Source organism: Microbacterium sp. M3 (assembly GCF_033548675.1).
Lineage (GTDB): Bacteria > Actinomycetota > Actinomycetes > Actinomycetales > Microbacteriaceae > Microbacterium > Microbacterium arthrosphaerae.
Genome location: NZ_JAWTZT010000001.1, coordinates 349,333 through 364,357 on the forward strand (window position 1 = coordinate 349,333; position 15,025 = coordinate 364,357).

Consider the following 15,025-nt stretch of genomic DNA (forward strand, 5'->3'; position numbering starts at 1 on the left):
CGGTGCGTCCGGAGGCGCCCGCATCGGCACGAGCGGGGCCCCGCACCGCCCCGGGGCGCGCGGAAGAAGGCGTCAGCGCACGTCGGCGGCGCGGTCCGCGCGCTCGCGTACCCGGGCGTCGCGGAGGCGGCGCAGCCGCTTCACGAGCATGGGGTCGTGCTGCTGCGCCTCGGCGGTGTCGATGAGCCGGCCGAGCAGCTGGTAGTACCGCGCCGGCGACAGCCCGAGGTCCGCGCGGATCGCCTCCTCCTTCGCCCCCGCGTGCCGGCGCCATTCGGCCTCGAAGTCGAGGATGGCGCGGTCGCGGTCGGTCAGGGGCACGTGCACACGCTAGTGCGCGGCATCCGTCTTCCCCGCGCGCGACGCGCGCCAATGCACGAACGAGCCGAGCGGATCGACGGCGGCGAGCGCTGCGCCGTCCCTGGCGAGCGCGAAACCGCCCCACGCCTCGGCGTCGACCGACGGCACGCCCTCGTGGAGGCCCGGCGGGTCGATGGTGATCCACACCGCGTCGAGTGCGGTGACAGCGGCGATCACACGCTCCCGGCCCGCGCGCGGGACGTGCGGCAGGACGCCCGGGGTGGTGACCACCAGCGTCGCATCGGGCGGCGCGAGGGCGGCGGTCCGGCGCAGCACCTCCGGGTCGGAGGCATCGCCGGCGATCAGGAGCGGCGGATCGACCGCGGCGATGTCGAGCGCCGCTGCGATGCGCTCGACGCGCCCTCTCTCCCCCGGCCACACCAGGCTCTCGAGGAACCGCCGGTCGTCGGGGTCGGCGGCGTCGAGCGGCGCGAGGTCGATGCCGGCGCGCCACACCACCTCCGGCATCCGCAGCGGCGCGTCACCGGTCACGTCGCACTCGAGCACGACCGCCGAGGGCCCTGTCGCCGGGTCGAGCCCGACGACGGACGCGCCTCGGCGGTACCGGTACGAGTAGCGGTCGGGGAAGAGGCAGAGACCGGCGCTCGCCCCCAGCTCGAGCAGGGCGAGCGGTCCGTCGATCGTCGCGAGGCCGGGAAGGAGTGCCGCGCACCGCTGCGGCTCGTTGGTCTGCAGACGGCGGACGGATCCCTCGGCGACCAGGTCGTCGGCCTGCGCGCGCACCCAGGTGGCCCAGGCGGGGAAGGGCGCCTCGGGGGCGCCCAGCATGCGCGACACCGCGAACACCAGCGGGGGCTGGCGCCGGGAGGCCGGGATGCGCGCGAGGATCCTCGCGAGATCCGGGTCGGCGGCGACGCCCGCGGCCCACTCCTCGTACAGCGGCGACCGCCCGGGCGCCTCGTCGCGGGCGAAGCGCGCGTACCGCTCGACGACCGCGGCCTCGTCCTCCCCGTCCACGTTGCCATCCTCCCGCACCCCGGCAGCGCCCTGCAGAACCCAGGGCAGCAGCCGATCGCGCCGCCACCGGCCGAGGGGGCGCGGGGCTGCGGTTGAATGGAGGGGTGCCCGCAGACCGGGCCGAGGAGGACCCATGAGTTACGCCGTCGACAAGAGCGACGCCCAGTGGCGCGCCGAACTGAGCCCCGAGCAGTACGCCGTGCTGCGCGAGGCGGGCACCGAGCGGCCCTGGACCGGCGAGCTGCTCGACGAGCAGCGCGCCGGCCTGTACACGTGCGCGGCGTGCGGAGCCGAGCTGTTCCAGAGCGGGACGAAGTTCGACTCCCACTGCGGCTGGCCGAGCTTCTACGAGTCGATCCGCCCGGAGGCCGTCGAGCTCATCGAAGACAACAGCCACGGCATGGTGCGCACCGAGGTGCGCTGCGCCCACTGCGGGTCGCACCTCGGTCACGTGTTCCCCGACGGATTCGGAACCCCCACCGGCGACCGCTACTGCATGAACTCGATCTCGCTGCAGTTCACGCCCGGCGACGACCGGGGCGACGCCTGATGGCGGGCGCCTTCGAAGCCGCCCTGGACCGGCGGTCGTGGTCGAAGGTGACCGACGACGCCCCGACGCACCGGGAGCTGCTGGAGCTGGTCGCCGCCGCGGGTCGCGTGGCAGACCACTCCTCGCTGCAGCCGTGGCGGCTCATCGAGCTGCGCGGCGACGATCGCGAGAAGCTCGGCCGGGCGATCAACAAGGCCGAGGGCGACAAGGGCTCGTCCTCGAAGCCGCTGCGCGCGCCGCTGCTCATCGCGGTGGTCGCCAGCTACCGCAAGAGCCACAAGGTGCCGCGGTGGGAGCAGGAGGCGGTGGCCTCCGGCGTCGCGCACCTGCTCAGCCTGCTGCTCGACGAGGCCGGCTGGGGCGTCATCTGGCGCACCGGCGGCTACACGCGCGCGAAGGCCGTCGCCAAGGCGCACGGTCTCAAGAAGAACGAGGAGCTCCTCGGCTGGCTGTACGTCGGCGGCAAGCCGCCGCGCTCCCGCGAAGGCCGCCGCAAGACGATCGACGCGCGCAGGCTCGTCAGCCGCATGCCCTGAGGCTTCGGGCCCGCAGGCACGGGATGACGGATGCCGCGACCGGCCGCCGGCATCCGCTCACGGCTCGGCCGCGACCCCCGCTCGCGAGGTCGTGCGCCCCCGCCAGGCGCTCAGGCGGCGAGCTGTGCGCGCAGCCGGGCCACGTGCCCGTTCGGGTCGACCCCGTACTCCGCCGACTCGATGGCGCCGTCCGCCGACAGGACGAAGGTCGAGCGGATGAGGCCGACGCGCTCCTGCCCGTTCACGACCTTGGTCCCCCACGCACCCCATGCCTCGGCCACGGCGTGGTCCTCGTCCGAGAGCAGCGGGAACTCCAGGCGCTCGGCCTCGGCCCACTCGGCGAGCCGCGCCACCGGGTCGGGCGAGATGCCCACGACGGCGACGTCGGCCGCCTGCAGCGAGGCGAGGTTGTCGCGGAAGTCGCAGGCCTCGGTCGTGCATCCGGGCGTGAACGCGGCCGGGTAGAAGAAGACGACGAGGCGGCGTCCGGCGTAGTCCTCCGGCCGCACCGGTGCCCCCGTGGAGTCGGGGAGCGCGAACCCGGGGTTGGCGTCACCGGGGTGGAGGCGGACGTTCTCTGCCATGTGGTGGTCCCTTCGTGTGGCGGGGTCGGCGGGCGGCGATCAGGACGACGGGTGCACGCCGAACGCGATCGCCAGCTTCTCGATCTTCTGCGCCCGGCCCAGCCGCGGCAAGTCGCTGCCGTCACGGACCACACGGCCGCGGCTCTCGAAGTCCGAGAGGAAGTCCATCGCCCACTCGACCTCGCTCGGCGTCGGGCTGATGACCTCGTTGATCACCGGCGCCTGCTCGGCGGCGAGGCAGAGCTTGCCCGTCATGCCCATCGACACCGTGATGGCCGAGTGCTCGCGCAGCGTCGGCATGCTGTTGCCGACCGTCGGGCCGTCGATCGGGCCGGGCAGATCGCCCACGCGGCTCGCGACCACGAGTCGCGCCCGCGGGTAGGCCATTGCCTCGGCATCCGCGCTCATGCCGGTGTCGCGGCGGAAGTCGCCGCTGCCGAAGGCGAGGCGGAACGCCCCACGAGCACGGGCGATGTGCGCGGCGTCCTCCATGCCGATGGCCGACTCGATCAGCGCGACCACCGGCACGTTGCCGCCCAGGCGGTCGAACGAGCTCGTCACGTGGTCGGGCGACTCGGTCTTGGCCAGCATGATGCCCAGCAGCGTCGGAATGCCCGCGAGCGCGGCGAGGTCGTCGGCCCAGAAGGGGCTCAGCGCGTCGTTGACCCGCACCCAGGCGCGACCTCCGCCGCGGAGCCACTCGGCGACGTCCTGCCGGGCCTGCGGCTTGTTGCGCGGGTCGACGGCGTCCTCGATGTCGAGGACCACGGCGTCGGCGCGGGAGGCCGCCATCTCACTGAACGAGTCGGGCCGCGTGCCGGGGGCCAGGAGCCACGACCGGGCGATCGACGGGTCGACGGGGCGATGGCGCGCGGGTCGCGGGGCGATCAGGGTGCGCAGGTCGTCCTCGGCATCGAGGACCTCTGCGGCGCTGCCGTAAGGATCTGCGGACATCTCACTCTTCTTCCGATTGCTGCCCCTCCATTCCACCATCATCCGGCCAGGCCCCTGCCCGGATGACCGTCCGACCCCGCGTCAGCGCCGGTCGCGCGGCATCCGTCGCCACGGCACTGCCGCGACGATCACCGAGAGGATCGCGAGCGCCGACATCAGCAGCGACTGCCCGAGGGTGGGCGCGGCGCTCGTGGGCCACAGCGCGTCGATGGCGACCGAGGTGATGACCTGGCCCACGACGGTGCCGAGCCCGAGCAGCAGGACGCCGGTGTAGGCCACCAGCGCGGCCGCGAGGAAGATGTACGTCACGCCGATCACGCCGCCGAGGTAGAGCCACGGGTCGGGTGGGAAGGATGCCGGCGGCCCGGCGACGACGGTGTGCACGATCTCGGCGATCCCGAGGACGACGGTGCCGCCGATGAAGTTGACGAGCGTCGCGGTCAGCGGCGTGCCCACGCGCTGGCGCAGGCGGCCGTTCACCGCGGACTGCCACGCGATGCCGGCTCCGACGAGGAACGGCAGCACCACGAGGACGGGCGGGGCGTCCACGCCGCCCACCAGCGACACGCCCGCGGCGAGGAGCGCGAGCACGCCGCCGAGCACCCGCGCCGGCGTCACCGCCACGGTGCCGGCCGGCCCGACGCCGGAGCGGTCGAGGAGCAGGCCGCTGACGGTCTGGCCGGCCACCACGCCGACCGTGAAGAGGGCCACGCCGATGATGCCGACGGCCAGCGACTGCGTGGCGACCGAGAGCGCCCCCGCGACGCCGCCGCAGAGCATCCAAAGGGGGATGCTCCGCGTGCGGACACCCGTCGTCAGCGCGGCGAGACCGCGGCGCCCCTGCGGCAGCGCCAGGGTCAGGACGATCAGGAGGAGGAGGCCGGAGCCGAAGGAGATCACCGCCGCGGCGAAGCCGTCGCCGATGCGGACGCCGAGCTGGCCGTTGATCCGCGCCTGCACCGCGGTCAGGATGCCGATCACGGCTGCCGCGCCGACGCCGATCCAGGCGGGCAGGCGGCGTGCGGTCACTCGATCCATCATGCCGTGCGCCGGGCGGCCGACCGACCACCCAACCGGCCGAGCACCCGCGATCGTGGAGCCGACTACGGGACTCGAACCCGTAACCCCCTAATTACAAGTTAGGTGCGCTACCAATTGCGCCAAGTCGGCAGGGCGCCCAGTCTACCGGCGGTCCGAAGCACCGCTGAGCAGGGCGTCGCCGATCAGGGCATCGCCGATCAGGGTGCCGGGGTCGGCGTGGGCGTCGGGGTCGCCTTGAAGTACGCGTCGCTCGCGACCGTGAGCACGAACTGCGCGAACTCCTTCGGGTCGTCGAGCTTTCCGACGTACTGGGTGCCGTTGACCAGCACCATCGGGGTCGTCGTGAGGGCGATGCCGTCGGTGCCCGGCAGCTCCTCCAGCGCGCGCTCGGTGGCCGTCTTCGCCCACGAGGTGTACGCCTGGTCCTCGATGCACGCGCGGACGGCCTTCGCGTCGTCGACGCCGGTGGCCGACGCGAGCGACCAGAGCTCGCGGTCGCTGAAGCCGTCGGAGTTCACTTCGGGCTGGTCGCGAAGGAGCGCGTCGTTGAAGGCGAAGAAGTAGTCGGGCGAGTGCTGCGCCACGCACGCGGCGGCGCCGGCCGCCCGCAGCGAGTACTTCGTGCCGTTGGACTTCGCGGTCAGCATCGCGACCGGGTAGTAGCTGAGCTGCGCCGCGCCCTCGTCGACCCACTCCGACAGCTGCTTCATGTTGGCGAGCTGGAACTCGCGGGAGCCGGTGGAGAGGTAGTCCACGTACACGCGGATGTCGACCGCGTGGTCGTCGACCGTCGGAGTAGGGGTGGGCTCGGCGGGAGCGTCGGCCGGGGCCTCCGTCGGGGTGGGCGTCGCGACCCCCTGCGCCGAGCCGTCGGCGCCGGAGGTGTCGGAGGCGATGCCGAGTCCGGTGACGCCCGTGACGACGAATCCGTCGTCGACGCCGTTGGCGGGGCTCATCGTGGGCTTCGAGGCGCTGGACGAGACGGTCCAGGTGACGACCACGGCGATCACGGCGACGACGGCGACCATCACGACGGCCAGCGACGTCCGCCGGATGAGGCGGGCGCGGGACTGGCGCGCCTTCACCTGCTGCGCCTTCTCGCGCACGGCGTCGCGGCGCTCGCTGGACGCGGCGTTCGGTGACTCGTCGCTGGACATGAAACCTCTCGGGGGCGGGCGGTGGCGGTTCTCGACCGCCCGGGATCGCACTGGTCGCACGGGAAAGCGGCCGTCCACGATGCTAGCCAGCCACCCTGGGAAATGCCCAGACGCAACCTCCGCGCGCGCCGTGTCATACTGTTCCTTGCGCCCGATGGCGGGCGTGCGGGTCAAGCCCCCGCTCATTCCTCACTACGGACCGTCCGGCACGTACCTGCCGGTGAAGGAGAAGAGAACATGGCGTCCGTCACGTTTGACAACGCAACTCGCCTGTACCCCGGGGGCACTCGCCCCGCTGTGGACAAGCTCAACCTCGAGGTCGGTGACGGGGAGTTCCTCGTTCTCGTCGGCCCGTCGGGCTGTGGCAAGTCCACGTCGCTGCGCATGCTGGCCGGCCTCGAAGAGGTCAACTCGGGCCGCATCCTCATCGGCGACCGCGACGTCACCGACGTCCCCCCCAAGGACCGCGACATCGCGATGGTCTTCCAGAACTACGCGCTGTACCCGCACATGACGGTCGCCGAGAACATGGGCTTCGCGCTCAAGATCGCCGGCGTCGGCAAGGAGGAGCGCGCCGCCCGCGTCCTCGAGGCCGCCAAGCTCCTCGACCTCGAGCAGTACCTCACCCGCAAGCCCAAGGCGCTCTCGGGTGGTCAGCGTCAGCGTGTCGCCATGGGCCGCGCCATCGTCCGCCAGCCGCAGGTGTTCCTCATGGACGAGCCGCTGTCGAACCTCGACGCCAAGCTGCGCGTCCAGACGCGCACCCAGATCGCGTCGCTGCAGCGCCGCCTGGGCGTCACGACCGTCTACGTCACGCACGACCAGACCGAGGCCCTCACCATGGGCGACCGCATCGCGGTCCTCAAGGACGGCCTCCTGCAGCAGGTCGGCACGCCGCGCGACCTGTACGAGAAGCCGAACAACGTGTTCGTCGCCGGCTTCATCGGCTCGCCCGCCATGAACCTGTTCCCGGCTCACATCGCCGAAGGCGGCGTGCAGTTCGGCGACACGGTCGTCGGTGTCGAGGCCGACACGCTCGGCAAGGCGCACGGCTCGGAGGTCACCATCGGCGTCCGCCCCGAAGACATCCAGGTCGCACCCGCCGACGGCAAGGGCCTCACGGTGACGGTCGACCTCGTCGAGGAGCTCGGCGCCGACGGCTACCTGTACGGCCACGCCGATGTCGCGGGCAAGCGCACCGACATCGTCGCGCGCGTCGACGGCCGCCGTCACCCGATGGCGGGAGACAAGGTCACGCTGGCCCCGATCCCCGGTCACGTCCACGTCTTCGACGTCGAGTCGGGCGAGCGCCTCACCGACAAGGCCATCGCCTCCGCGTAACGCAGAGATCGCATCGCGACGGCGCGGGTGGGAGTCATCCCCCCGCGCCGTCGCGCCGTTTCCAGGAGAGCACGTGCCCGAGGCCCTCAGTATCACCGCCAGCAGCGTCGACCCGGGGCTGCTCACCCTCCCCTGGTCGACGCCGCTCGGCGAGTGGCCGTCGAACCACATCGTCTTCCTTCCCAAGGGCATCTCGCGCCATCTCGTACGCTTCGCGAACCTGTCGGGGCGCGTGGTCGCCATCAAGGAGACGACGCAGGCGATGGCGCAGCGCGAGTACGACATGCTGGGCAATCTCGCCCGCCTGGACGTCCCGTGCGTCGAGCGGGTCGCCGTCATCGCGGGACGGACGGATGCCGCGGGCGAGCCGCTTCCGGCTGCGCTGGTGACGGCGCACCTGAAGTTCTCACTCCCCTACCGCGCGCTGTTCACGCAGGTGCTCCGACCCGATACGGCGACCCGCCTCGTCGACGCGCTCGCGCTGCTCCTCGTGCGGCTGCACAACGTCGGCTTCTTCTGGGGCGACGTGTCGCTGTCGAACACGCTCTTCCGTCGCGACGCCGGTGCGTTCGCCGCCTACCTCGTGGACGCCGAGACCGGCGAGCTCCACGAGAGCGGCCTCACCCCCGGCCAGCGCGCGCATGATCTCGACGTGGCTCGCACCAACATCGCCGGCGAGATCATGGACCTCGAGGCGGGCGGCCGCCTCGAGGGCGGCGTCGACGCCATCGCGATCGCCGACGGCATCATGTCGTCGTATCACGCGCTGTGGGCGGCCCTCACCGACGAGGAGACCTTCGGCGCCGACGAGTCCTGGCGCCTCACCGAGCGCGTGCAGCGGCTCAACGATCTGGGCTTCGACATCGGCGAGATGTCCATCCAGGCCACGGCCGACGGCACGAAGGTGTCGATCCAGCCGAAGGTGGTCGACTCCGGCCACCACCAGCGGCGGCTGCTGCGCCTGACCGGCCTCGACGTGGAGGAGAACCAGGCGCGCCGCCTGCTGAACGACCTCGACGAGTTCCGCGCGCGCATCTCGCGCCTGGGCGACGACGAGGAGATGGTCGCCCATGAGTGGCTGACCCGCGTGTTCGAGCCCGTCGTCAAGGCCATCCCGTGGGATCTGCGCTCCAAGCTCGAGCCCGCGGAGGTGTTCCACCAGCTGCTCGAGCACCGCTGGTACCTGTCGCAGGCCAAGGGCAAGTCGGTCCCGCTCGCCGAGGCGCTGTCGAGCTACATCGACAACGTGCTGCGGCACCGGCGCGACGAGGCTACCCTGATGGGCCCTCCGACCGAAACCGTCTCGCTCTCGGTCATCACGTCGCCGAACCCCGTGGTCGACGACGAGGCCGACGAGATCGACTGGCGCGACCTGGTCTGACGGGCCACCCGGAGATATGCGAAAGGCACGTCTCCGGTCACCGAAGACGTGCCCCTCTCAGCAAGGCGCGGTTCAGTAGCCCACGGTGAAGCGCGTGCGGGGGTGCTGCGGGTTCTCGATCTCGTCGACGATCGCGACGGCGAGATCCTCGCCCGAGATGTAGGACTCCCCCTCAGCGTCGGTCACGATGACATCGCCGCCGGTGCGGTACGAGCCGGTGCGCTCGCCCGGGTTGTAGGCGCCGAAGCCGCCTGCCGGGTGGATGTAGAACCAGTCCAGCGACTCGGGCGCCTGCTGGAGGTCTTCGAGGATGCCGATCGCCTCGAGCGCCTCGGCCTTGTAGTCCTCGGCGAACGACGGCAGGTCGACGACGCGCTCCCCACCCTCGGTCACGAGGCTGCCACCGGCGCCGCCGATGACGCCCAGGCGGACGCCCTCGGGCAGGAGCGACGCGAGTGCCGAGATGTTCGGCCGCACGAGGCCCTGCATGTCGCCGCGCGGGGCGACGGCTGAGACCACGACGTCGACGCCCTGGAGCTGCGCAAGCAGGTCGGGCACATCGGTCAGCGAGCCCTCGACGTAGAGGGCGCCCTGCTGACGCTCGGCGGGGATGCGGCGGGCGATGGCGAGCACGCTGTGGCCGCGGTTCACCGCCTCGGCGACGATGTGGCGGCCGGCGTATCCCGAGCCTCCGATGACGGCGATGCGTGCCATGTTGTGCCTTTCGACGAGGTGAGGTGGTGCGGCGCCGGCGCGCCCGGCGGGCGGCGCGGCTCTCCGTGGATGGAACGTGCGTGTGCCTGGTTCATTCCCCGGAATGGGAAACGCGTCGACTCACGCGGACGGCGCCGAGCGCAGCGTGGCGACCTGATACAGGGCGACGGATGCCGCGATGCCGGCGTTGAGCGACTCGGTGCTGGAGGAGATCGGAATCGAGACGATCTGGTCGCAGGTCTCGGTGACCAGGCGGGAGAGGCCCTTGCCCTCCGAGCCGACCACGATCACGACCGGCCGGTCGGCGAGCTCGAGCGCCGGGAGCGCGACGTCTCCCCCGCCGTCCAGGCCGAGCACGAACACGCCCTGCTTCTTGAAGTCCTTGAGCATCGCGGTGAGGTTGGAGGCGATCGCCACGGGGATGCGCGCCGCGGCGCCGGCGCTCGTCTTCCACGCCGCCGAGTTGACGCTCGCCGACCGGCGCTGCGGCACGATGACCGCCTGGCCGCCGAACGCCGCCGTCGACCGCAGGATCGCGCCGAGGTTGCGGGGATCGGTGATGCCGTCGAGCGCGACGAACAGGGGCGTCTCGCCGCGGTCGATCACCTTCTCGAGCAGGTCCTGCGGGTGGGCGTACTCGTAGGGCGGCACCTTGAGGGCGACGCCCTGGTGCACGCCGTCGAATCCGGCCATGCGGTCGAGCTCGGGGCGCGTCACCTCGAGCACCGGGATGTCGCGGTGCGTGGCGATCGAGAGCATCTCCTTGACGCGGTCGTCCATCTCGACGCGCTGCGCGATGTAGAACGCGGTGGCCGGGATCTTCGCCCGCAGCGCCTCGAGCACCGAGTTGCGGCCGGTGACCGTCTCGGTGTCGTCGTCCTTCTTCGCCGGACGCGACGGACGCGGGGACGACTGCCCGGGCTTGCCGGTGCCGCCCGCCGCGGCGTAGCGCTCGGCGGCCGCCTTGCGCTTGCCCGCCGGGTGCCACGCGCGGTCCTCGGCCTTCGGGGTCGGTCCGCGTCCCTCGAGCGACCGCTTGTTCTTGCCGCCGGTACCCTTGGTGGGGCCCTTCTTGTTGCTCTTGCTGGCGCCGGGGCGTCCTGGCTTGGCCATCAGTTCTCCTTCGTGCGGGGCAGGGCCCCGGTCAGTTGCTCTCCGCGGGGCGCGGGGCGTCGGCGACACTCCAGTGCGTCCCGTCGGGACCGTCTTCGAGGGCGATGCCGGCCGCCGCGATGGCGTCGCGGATGCGGTCGGCGGCCGCCCAGTCCTTGGCTGCGCGCGCCGCGGCGCGCTGGGCGATCATGGTCTGCACCAGGGCGTCGAGAGCGGATGCCTCGGCCGAGGCATCCGTCGACCGCCACTGCGGGTCGAGGGGGTCGATGCCGAGCACGCCCGCCATCACCGCCACGTCGGCGAAGGCGCGCAGGGCTGCATCGCGGTCGCCGGCGTCGAGGGCACTGTTGCCTTCGCGCACGGTCTCGTGGAGCACCGCGAGCGCCTGCGGCACCCCGAGGTCGTCGTCGAGGGCGGCGGCGAACGCGGCCGGGACGGCGGCATCCACCCTCACGTCCTCCACCCCGCGCAGCGTGCGGATCGCACGCTCGAGGAACGTGCGGATGCGGTCGAGCGCCGCCTCGGCCTCGTCGAACGTCGATGGCGTGATGTCGAGGCTCGAGCGGTAGTGCGCCGCAGCGAGCGCGTAGCGCACGACGAGCGGGTCGCGTTCGCGCAGCACGTCCTCGGCGAGGACGAAGTTGAACAGCGACTTCGACATCTTCTGCGCGCCCACGGTCACCAGGCCGTTGTGCACCCAGTAGCGCGCGAACCCGTCGCCGGCCGCCGTGGACTGGGCGAGCTCGTTCTCGTGGTGCGGGAAGCGCAGGTCGAGGCCGCCGCCGTGGATGTCGAACTCGCCGCCGAGGTACCGGCGCGACATCGCCGAGCACTCGATGTGCCAGCCGGGGCGCCCGGGGCCCCACGGCGACTCCCACGTCGCGGACGCCGGCTCGTCGGGCTTGGCGCCCTTCCACAGCGCAAAGTCGCGCGGGTCGCGCTTGCCGCGCGGATCGGCGTCGGCGGCCGGCTCCATGGCGTCGAGGCTCTGCCGCGTGAGCGACCCGTAGTCGCTCCACGACCGGACGTCGAAGTAGACGTCGCCCGCGGCATCCGCCCCCGCGTCCGCGGCGTAGGCGTGGCCGGACTCGATGAGCCGTGCGATCAGCTCCTGCATCTGCGGGATGGAGGCCGTCGCCCGCGGCTCGTAGGTGGGAGGCAGGATGCCGATCGCCGTATAGGCCCGCGTGAACTCGAGCTCCATCCGATAGGCCAGCGCCCACCACGGCTCGCCGTCGGTCGCGTTGGCCAGCACCTTGTCGTCGATGTCGGTGACGTTGCGTACGAACGTCACGCGCCCGAATCGGTGGGCGAGCCAGCGGCGGAGGATGTCGAAGCTCAGCGCGCCGCGCAGGTGCCCGATATGAGGACCTGACTGCACGGTGGGACCGCAGACGTAGATCGTGACGTTCCCGGGGTCGAGTGGCACGAAGTCGCGCAGCGCCTGCGCCTTGGTGTCGTACAGCTGAACCGTCACCGCACCAGCCTACCGGCGGGCACCCCGGCAACCCCTGAGGATGCGGGGCCGGCGCACGCGGCCGGTCACGCCGGGTACAACTGTAGGGTGCACGTCTTCGCCGTCCTCGCCGCCGCCGTGCTCTTCGGCACGACCGGCACGTCGCAGGCGCTCGGCCCCGAGGGCACCACGCCGCTGTCGATCGGCGTCATGCGCATGGTGATCGGCGGCACCGGTCTCGCGGTCATCGCGTTCGCCCTGGCCGCGCGACACGCACGGCGCCGCCCCGGCCCGGACGCCCGCACCCTGCGCGATCTGCATCCCTCGCGGGGCGGCATCCGACCGCTGGCGCTCATGGTGCTCACGGGCGCCTGCCTGGCGCTCTACCAGCCGCTGTTCTTCCTCGGCACCGCACGCAACGGCGTCGCCGTCGGCACGGTCGTCGCGCTCGGCTCCGCCCCGATCCTCGCGGGTCTTCTGGAATGGGCGCTGACGCGACGGATGCCGAGTCCGACCTGGATGGGTGCCACCGCCCTGGCGACGCTCGGCGTGGTGCTGCTCGGGCTCGGCGGCGAGGCCGGCGCCGGCGGCGGCACCGACCCGCTGGGACTCCTCGGATCGGTGGGCGCGGGCGCGTCGTTCGCCGTCATCGCGAACGCCCAGCGCCGTCTGCTCGACGACGGCTGGGACCCGTTCACCGTCGTCGGCGGGATGGGGGCCAGTTCGGCGCTCCTGTGCGCCTTCGCGCTCCCCTTCGTCGACCTCACGTGGCTCGGCACGACGTCGGGTCTCGTCATGGCCCTGTGGCTCGGTCTGGCGACCATCTCGGTCGCCTACGTGCTGTTCACGTGGGGCCTGAGCGGTCTGACCGCCGCCACCGCCGCCACGCTCACCCTGGGAGAGCCGCTCACGGCGAGCGTGCTGGGCATCGTCGTACTGGGCGAGCGCCTGTCGACGCTGGCGATCGTCGGCCTGGTCGTGCTGGCCGCCGGCTTGGCGCTGCTCGCGTGGGGCTCGCGGGCGCCGCGCGATCCCGCGCCCTATGCCGTCGAGGCCTGAGGAACGCGAACCCCGAAACACCGCCGCAACGCGTGCGTGGCACACTGGGCGCGACATGCAGCGCACCATCGAGATCCGCACCGACGACCTGAGCGGCGAGGCCACGCGTCGCCTCGTCGCCTTCCACCTCGCGGGGATGCACGACACCTCGCCGCCCGAGAGCGTGCACGCGCTCGACCTCGAGGCCCTGCGGCATCCCTCGCTCACGGTGTGGTCGGCGTGGATCGACGACGAGCTGGCGGGCGTCGGAGCGCTCAAGGCGCTGGACGCCGAGCGCGGTGAGATCAAGTCCATGCGCGTCGACGACCGGTTCCGTGGCGCGGGCGTCGGGCGGGCCCTGCTGCGTCACATCATCGCGGACGCGCGCCGCCGCCGCATGACCAGCCTGTGGCTCGAGACGGGGACGACGCCGGACTTCGCACCGGCGCAGCGCCTCTACGAGAGCGAAGGCTTCGAGCTGTGCGGGCCCTTCGAGGACTACACCCTCGACCCGTTCTCGGTCTTCATGACGCGTCGGGTCTGAACCCGGCGGTCAGGCCGGCACGACGAGGGCCATCGCGAACGCCGAGACGCCCTCGCCCCGCCCGGTGAAGCCGAGCCCGTCGGTCGTCGTGGCAGACAACGACACCGGTGCGCCGCCGAGCGCCGCCGACAGCACCCGCTCGGCCTCCGCACGCCGCGCGGAGAACCGGGGGCGGTTCGCCTGCACCTGCACCGCGACGTTGCCCACCCGCCATCCGGCCTCGCCGAGGAGTCCGAGGGTACGGCCCAGGAAGGCCTCCGCGTGGGCGCCGGCGTACTCCGGGTGATCGGTGCCGAAGTGGGTGCCGATATCACCCAGGCCCGCCGCCGACAGGAGCGCGTCCACGATCGCGTGCGCCACGGCATCCCCATCCGAATGCCCCGACAGGGGCGCCTCCCCCGGCCATTCCAGGCCGGCGAGCCACAGGCTGCCCTCGCCGCCGAAGGCGTGTACGTCGGTTCCCACGCCGACGCGCGGGAGCGGCGCCTCGCGCTCCAGCCGCACCGGCGCATGGGCGGCCTGCGCCCCGAGCAGATGGCGCGCCCGGTCGAGGTCGGCCGGGGTCGTGATCTTGAATGCGAGCGGATGCCCCGGCACGGCCGCGACGGCATGCCCGGCCTCGGCGACCACCGCCGCGTCGTCGGTGAAGTCCTCGGTCGCCGTCGCATATGCCGCGTCGAGCACATCACGCCGGAAACCCTGCGGGGTCTGCGCAGCGGCCAGCTCGGCGCGGTCGACGGCCGCGACGATCTCGTCGCCGGCGACCCGCTTGATCGTGTCGATGACCGAGAGCACGGGGATCGCGCCCGGGGCACCTTCGTCGATCGCGGCGATCACGCGCTCGAACACCTCGGGGGGTGTGAGGGAACGGGCGGCGTCGTGCACGAGCACGATCTCGACGTCCGCCCACAGGGCGTCCAGTCCCGCCGCCACCGACGCCTGGCGGGTCGTGCCGCCGCGCACCACGGAGACGAGATCGCGGCGATCGCCGGAGGCGGCGAGCGCCTCGCTCAGCGCGTCACCCTCCCGGCCGTCCGGGGCGACCACGACCACCTGGGCGGTCGGTGCGGCGAAGACGCCGTCGAGGGCGTGGCGCAGGACGCTCCGCCCGTCGATGCCGACGAACGCCTTCGGACCACCCGCCGCGAGGCGGGTTCCGGAGCCGGCGGCCACGACGATGATGCCGACGCGCGGCACGGGGGTGATGGTCACCCGTTCACGCTATCGCGAACGCTCCCGGCGGCCGGCGGACACAGCAGAACGGCGCCCCGGGGGGCG

At 72.5% G+C, this 15,025-nt stretch carries 16 protein-coding genes and 1 tRNA gene; 6 read left to right on the forward strand and 11 right to left on the reverse strand.

What is annotated here, in order from left to right; translation table 11 throughout:
* Window positions 1–72 precede the first annotated feature (72 nt).
* On the reverse strand, window positions 73–321 hold the full coding sequence (locus R8Z57_RS01545; RefSeq protein ID WP_318351996.1) for a DUF3263 domain-containing protein: 249 nt from the start codon (window positions 319–321) through the stop codon (window positions 73–75).
* A gap of 9 nt (window positions 322–330) precedes the next feature.
* Window positions 331–1,338, reverse strand: a complete 1,008-nt coding sequence (locus R8Z57_RS01550) for a DUF2332 domain-containing protein (RefSeq protein WP_318351997.1) — start codon at window positions 1,336–1,338, stop codon at window positions 331–333.
* Between the two features lie 133 nt (window positions 1,339–1,471).
* Between R8Z57_RS01550 and msrB the strand changes: the two genes are divergently transcribed.
* Together msrB and R8Z57_RS01560 are read left to right on the forward strand one after the other, a co-directional pair.
* Complete coding sequence (gene msrB, locus R8Z57_RS01555) at window positions 1,472–1,888, forward strand: peptide-methionine (R)-S-oxide reductase MsrB (protein ID WP_318351998.1); 417 nt, start codon at window positions 1,472–1,474, stop codon at window positions 1,886–1,888.
* A complete protein-coding gene (locus tag R8Z57_RS01560; protein WP_318351999.1) occupies window positions 1,888–2,424 on the forward strand; it encodes a nitroreductase family protein in 537 nt (178 codons plus the stop codon). Before msrB ends, R8Z57_RS01560 begins: the two co-directional genes overlap by 1 nt.
* 110 nt (window positions 2,425–2,534) lie before the next feature.
* On the opposite strand, the gene bcp is transcribed toward R8Z57_RS01560, so the two are convergent.
* From bcp to R8Z57_RS01585, 5 genes are all read right to left on the reverse strand, one after another.
* Complete coding sequence (bcp, locus tag R8Z57_RS01565) at window positions 2,535–3,008, reverse strand: thioredoxin-dependent thiol peroxidase (RefSeq protein WP_318352000.1); 474 nt, start codon at window positions 3,006–3,008, stop codon at window positions 2,535–2,537.
* 39 nt (window positions 3,009–3,047) lie between these two features.
* Window positions 3,048–3,962 (reverse strand): HpcH/HpaI aldolase/citrate lyase family protein, encoded by a 915-nt coding sequence (locus R8Z57_RS01570; RefSeq protein ID WP_318352001.1) that lies wholly within the window; start codon window positions 3,960–3,962, stop codon window positions 3,048–3,050.
* Between the two features lie 81 nt (window positions 3,963–4,043).
* Entirely contained in the window at window positions 4,044–5,000 is a 957-nt protein-coding gene (locus R8Z57_RS01575) for a DMT family transporter (RefSeq protein ID WP_378722917.1), read from the reverse strand.
* A gap of 56 nt (window positions 5,001–5,056) precedes the next feature.
* Window positions 5,057–5,132 (reverse strand) — tRNA-Thr (locus R8Z57_RS01580).
* A gap of 68 nt (window positions 5,133–5,200) precedes the next feature.
* A complete protein-coding gene (locus R8Z57_RS01585) occupies window positions 5,201–6,160 on the reverse strand; it encodes a DsbA family protein (RefSeq protein WP_318352003.1) in 960 nt (319 codons plus the stop codon).
* A 237-nt stretch (window positions 6,161–6,397) separates the two neighbouring features.
* Here R8Z57_RS01585 and R8Z57_RS01590 point away from each other — a divergent pair, with 237 nt between their 5' ends.
* On the forward strand, window positions 6,398–7,501 hold the full coding sequence (locus R8Z57_RS01590; protein WP_318352004.1) for a sn-glycerol-3-phosphate ABC transporter ATP-binding protein UgpC: 1,104 nt from the start codon (window positions 6,398–6,400) through the stop codon (window positions 7,499–7,501).
* A gap of 73 nt (window positions 7,502–7,574) precedes the next feature.
* Window positions 7,575–8,882, forward strand: a complete 1,308-nt coding sequence (locus R8Z57_RS01595; RefSeq protein WP_318352005.1) for a DUF4032 domain-containing protein — start codon at window positions 7,575–7,577, stop codon at window positions 8,880–8,882.
* 72 nt (window positions 8,883–8,954) lie between these two features.
* On the opposite strand, the gene R8Z57_RS01600 is transcribed toward R8Z57_RS01595, so the two are convergent.
* From R8Z57_RS01600 to cysS, 3 genes are all read right to left on the reverse strand, one after another.
* The gene (locus R8Z57_RS01600; RefSeq protein WP_318352006.1) at window positions 8,955–9,596 is read right to left on the reverse strand and encodes an NAD(P)-dependent oxidoreductase; all 642 of its coding nucleotides are present in this window, start codon (window positions 9,594–9,596) and stop codon (window positions 8,955–8,957) included.
* Between the two features lie 120 nt (window positions 9,597–9,716).
* Complete coding sequence (rlmB, locus tag R8Z57_RS01605; RefSeq protein ID WP_318352007.1) at window positions 9,717–10,709, reverse strand: 23S rRNA (guanosine(2251)-2'-O)-methyltransferase RlmB; 993 nt, start codon at window positions 10,707–10,709, stop codon at window positions 9,717–9,719.
* A 31-nt stretch (window positions 10,710–10,740) separates the two neighbouring features.
* Complete coding sequence (gene cysS, locus R8Z57_RS01610; RefSeq protein ID WP_318352008.1) at window positions 10,741–12,186, reverse strand: cysteine--tRNA ligase; 1,446 nt, start codon at window positions 12,184–12,186, stop codon at window positions 10,741–10,743.
* Window positions 12,187–12,273: 87 nt separating this feature from the next.
* Here cysS and R8Z57_RS01615 point away from each other — a divergent pair, with 87 nt between their 5' ends.
* Complete coding sequence (locus R8Z57_RS01615) at window positions 12,274–13,224, forward strand: DMT family transporter (protein ID WP_318352009.1); 951 nt, start codon at window positions 12,274–12,276, stop codon at window positions 13,222–13,224.
* A gap of 55 nt (window positions 13,225–13,279) precedes the next feature.
* Entirely contained in the window at window positions 13,280–13,747 is a 468-nt protein-coding gene (locus R8Z57_RS01620; protein ID WP_318352010.1) for a GNAT family N-acetyltransferase, read from the forward strand.
* 9 nt (window positions 13,748–13,756) lie between these two features.
* On the opposite strand, the gene ispD is transcribed toward R8Z57_RS01620, so the two are convergent.
* Window positions 13,757–14,959, reverse strand: a complete 1,203-nt coding sequence (ispD, locus tag R8Z57_RS01625; RefSeq protein WP_318352011.1) for a 2-C-methyl-D-erythritol 4-phosphate cytidylyltransferase — start codon at window positions 14,957–14,959, stop codon at window positions 13,757–13,759.
* Between the last annotated feature and the right edge of the window lie 66 nt (window positions 14,960–15,025).

Bases quoted from the DNA above. Each gene is read 5' to 3' on its own strand.
- R8Z57_RS01600 (WP_318352006.1), bottom strand. From the start codon at position 9,596: ATGGCACGCATCGCCGTCATCGGAGGCTCGGGATACGCCGGCCGCCAC.
- R8Z57_RS01585 (WP_318352003.1), bottom strand. From the start codon at position 6,160: ATGTCCAGCGACGAGTCACCGAACGCCGCGTCCAGCGAGCGCCGCGAC.
- R8Z57_RS01620 (WP_318352010.1), top strand. From the start codon at position 13,280: ATGCAGCGCACCATCGAGATCCGCACCGACGACCTGAGCGGCGAGGCC.
- R8Z57_RS01570 (WP_318352001.1), bottom strand. From the start codon at position 3,962: ATGTCCGCAGATCCTTACGGCAGCGCCGCAGAGGTCCTCGATGCCGAG.
- rlmB (WP_318352007.1), bottom strand. From the start codon at position 10,709: ATGGCCAAGCCAGGACGCCCCGGCGCCAGCAAGAGCAACAAGAAGGGC.
- R8Z57_RS01560 (WP_318351999.1), top strand. From the start codon at position 1,888: ATGGCGGGCGCCTTCGAAGCCGCCCTGGACCGGCGGTCGTGGTCGAAG.
- bcp (WP_318352000.1), bottom strand. From the start codon at position 3,008: ATGGCAGAGAACGTCCGCCTCCACCCCGGTGACGCCAACCCCGGGTTC.
- R8Z57_RS01575 (WP_378722917.1), bottom strand. From the start codon at position 5,000: ATGGATCGAGTGACCGCACGCCGCCTGCCCGCCTGGATCGGCGTCGGC.
- R8Z57_RS01590 (WP_318352004.1), top strand. From the start codon at position 6,398: ATGGCGTCCGTCACGTTTGACAACGCAACTCGCCTGTACCCCGGGGGC.
- msrB (WP_318351998.1), top strand. From the start codon at position 1,472: ATGAGTTACGCCGTCGACAAGAGCGACGCCCAGTGGCGCGCCGAACTG.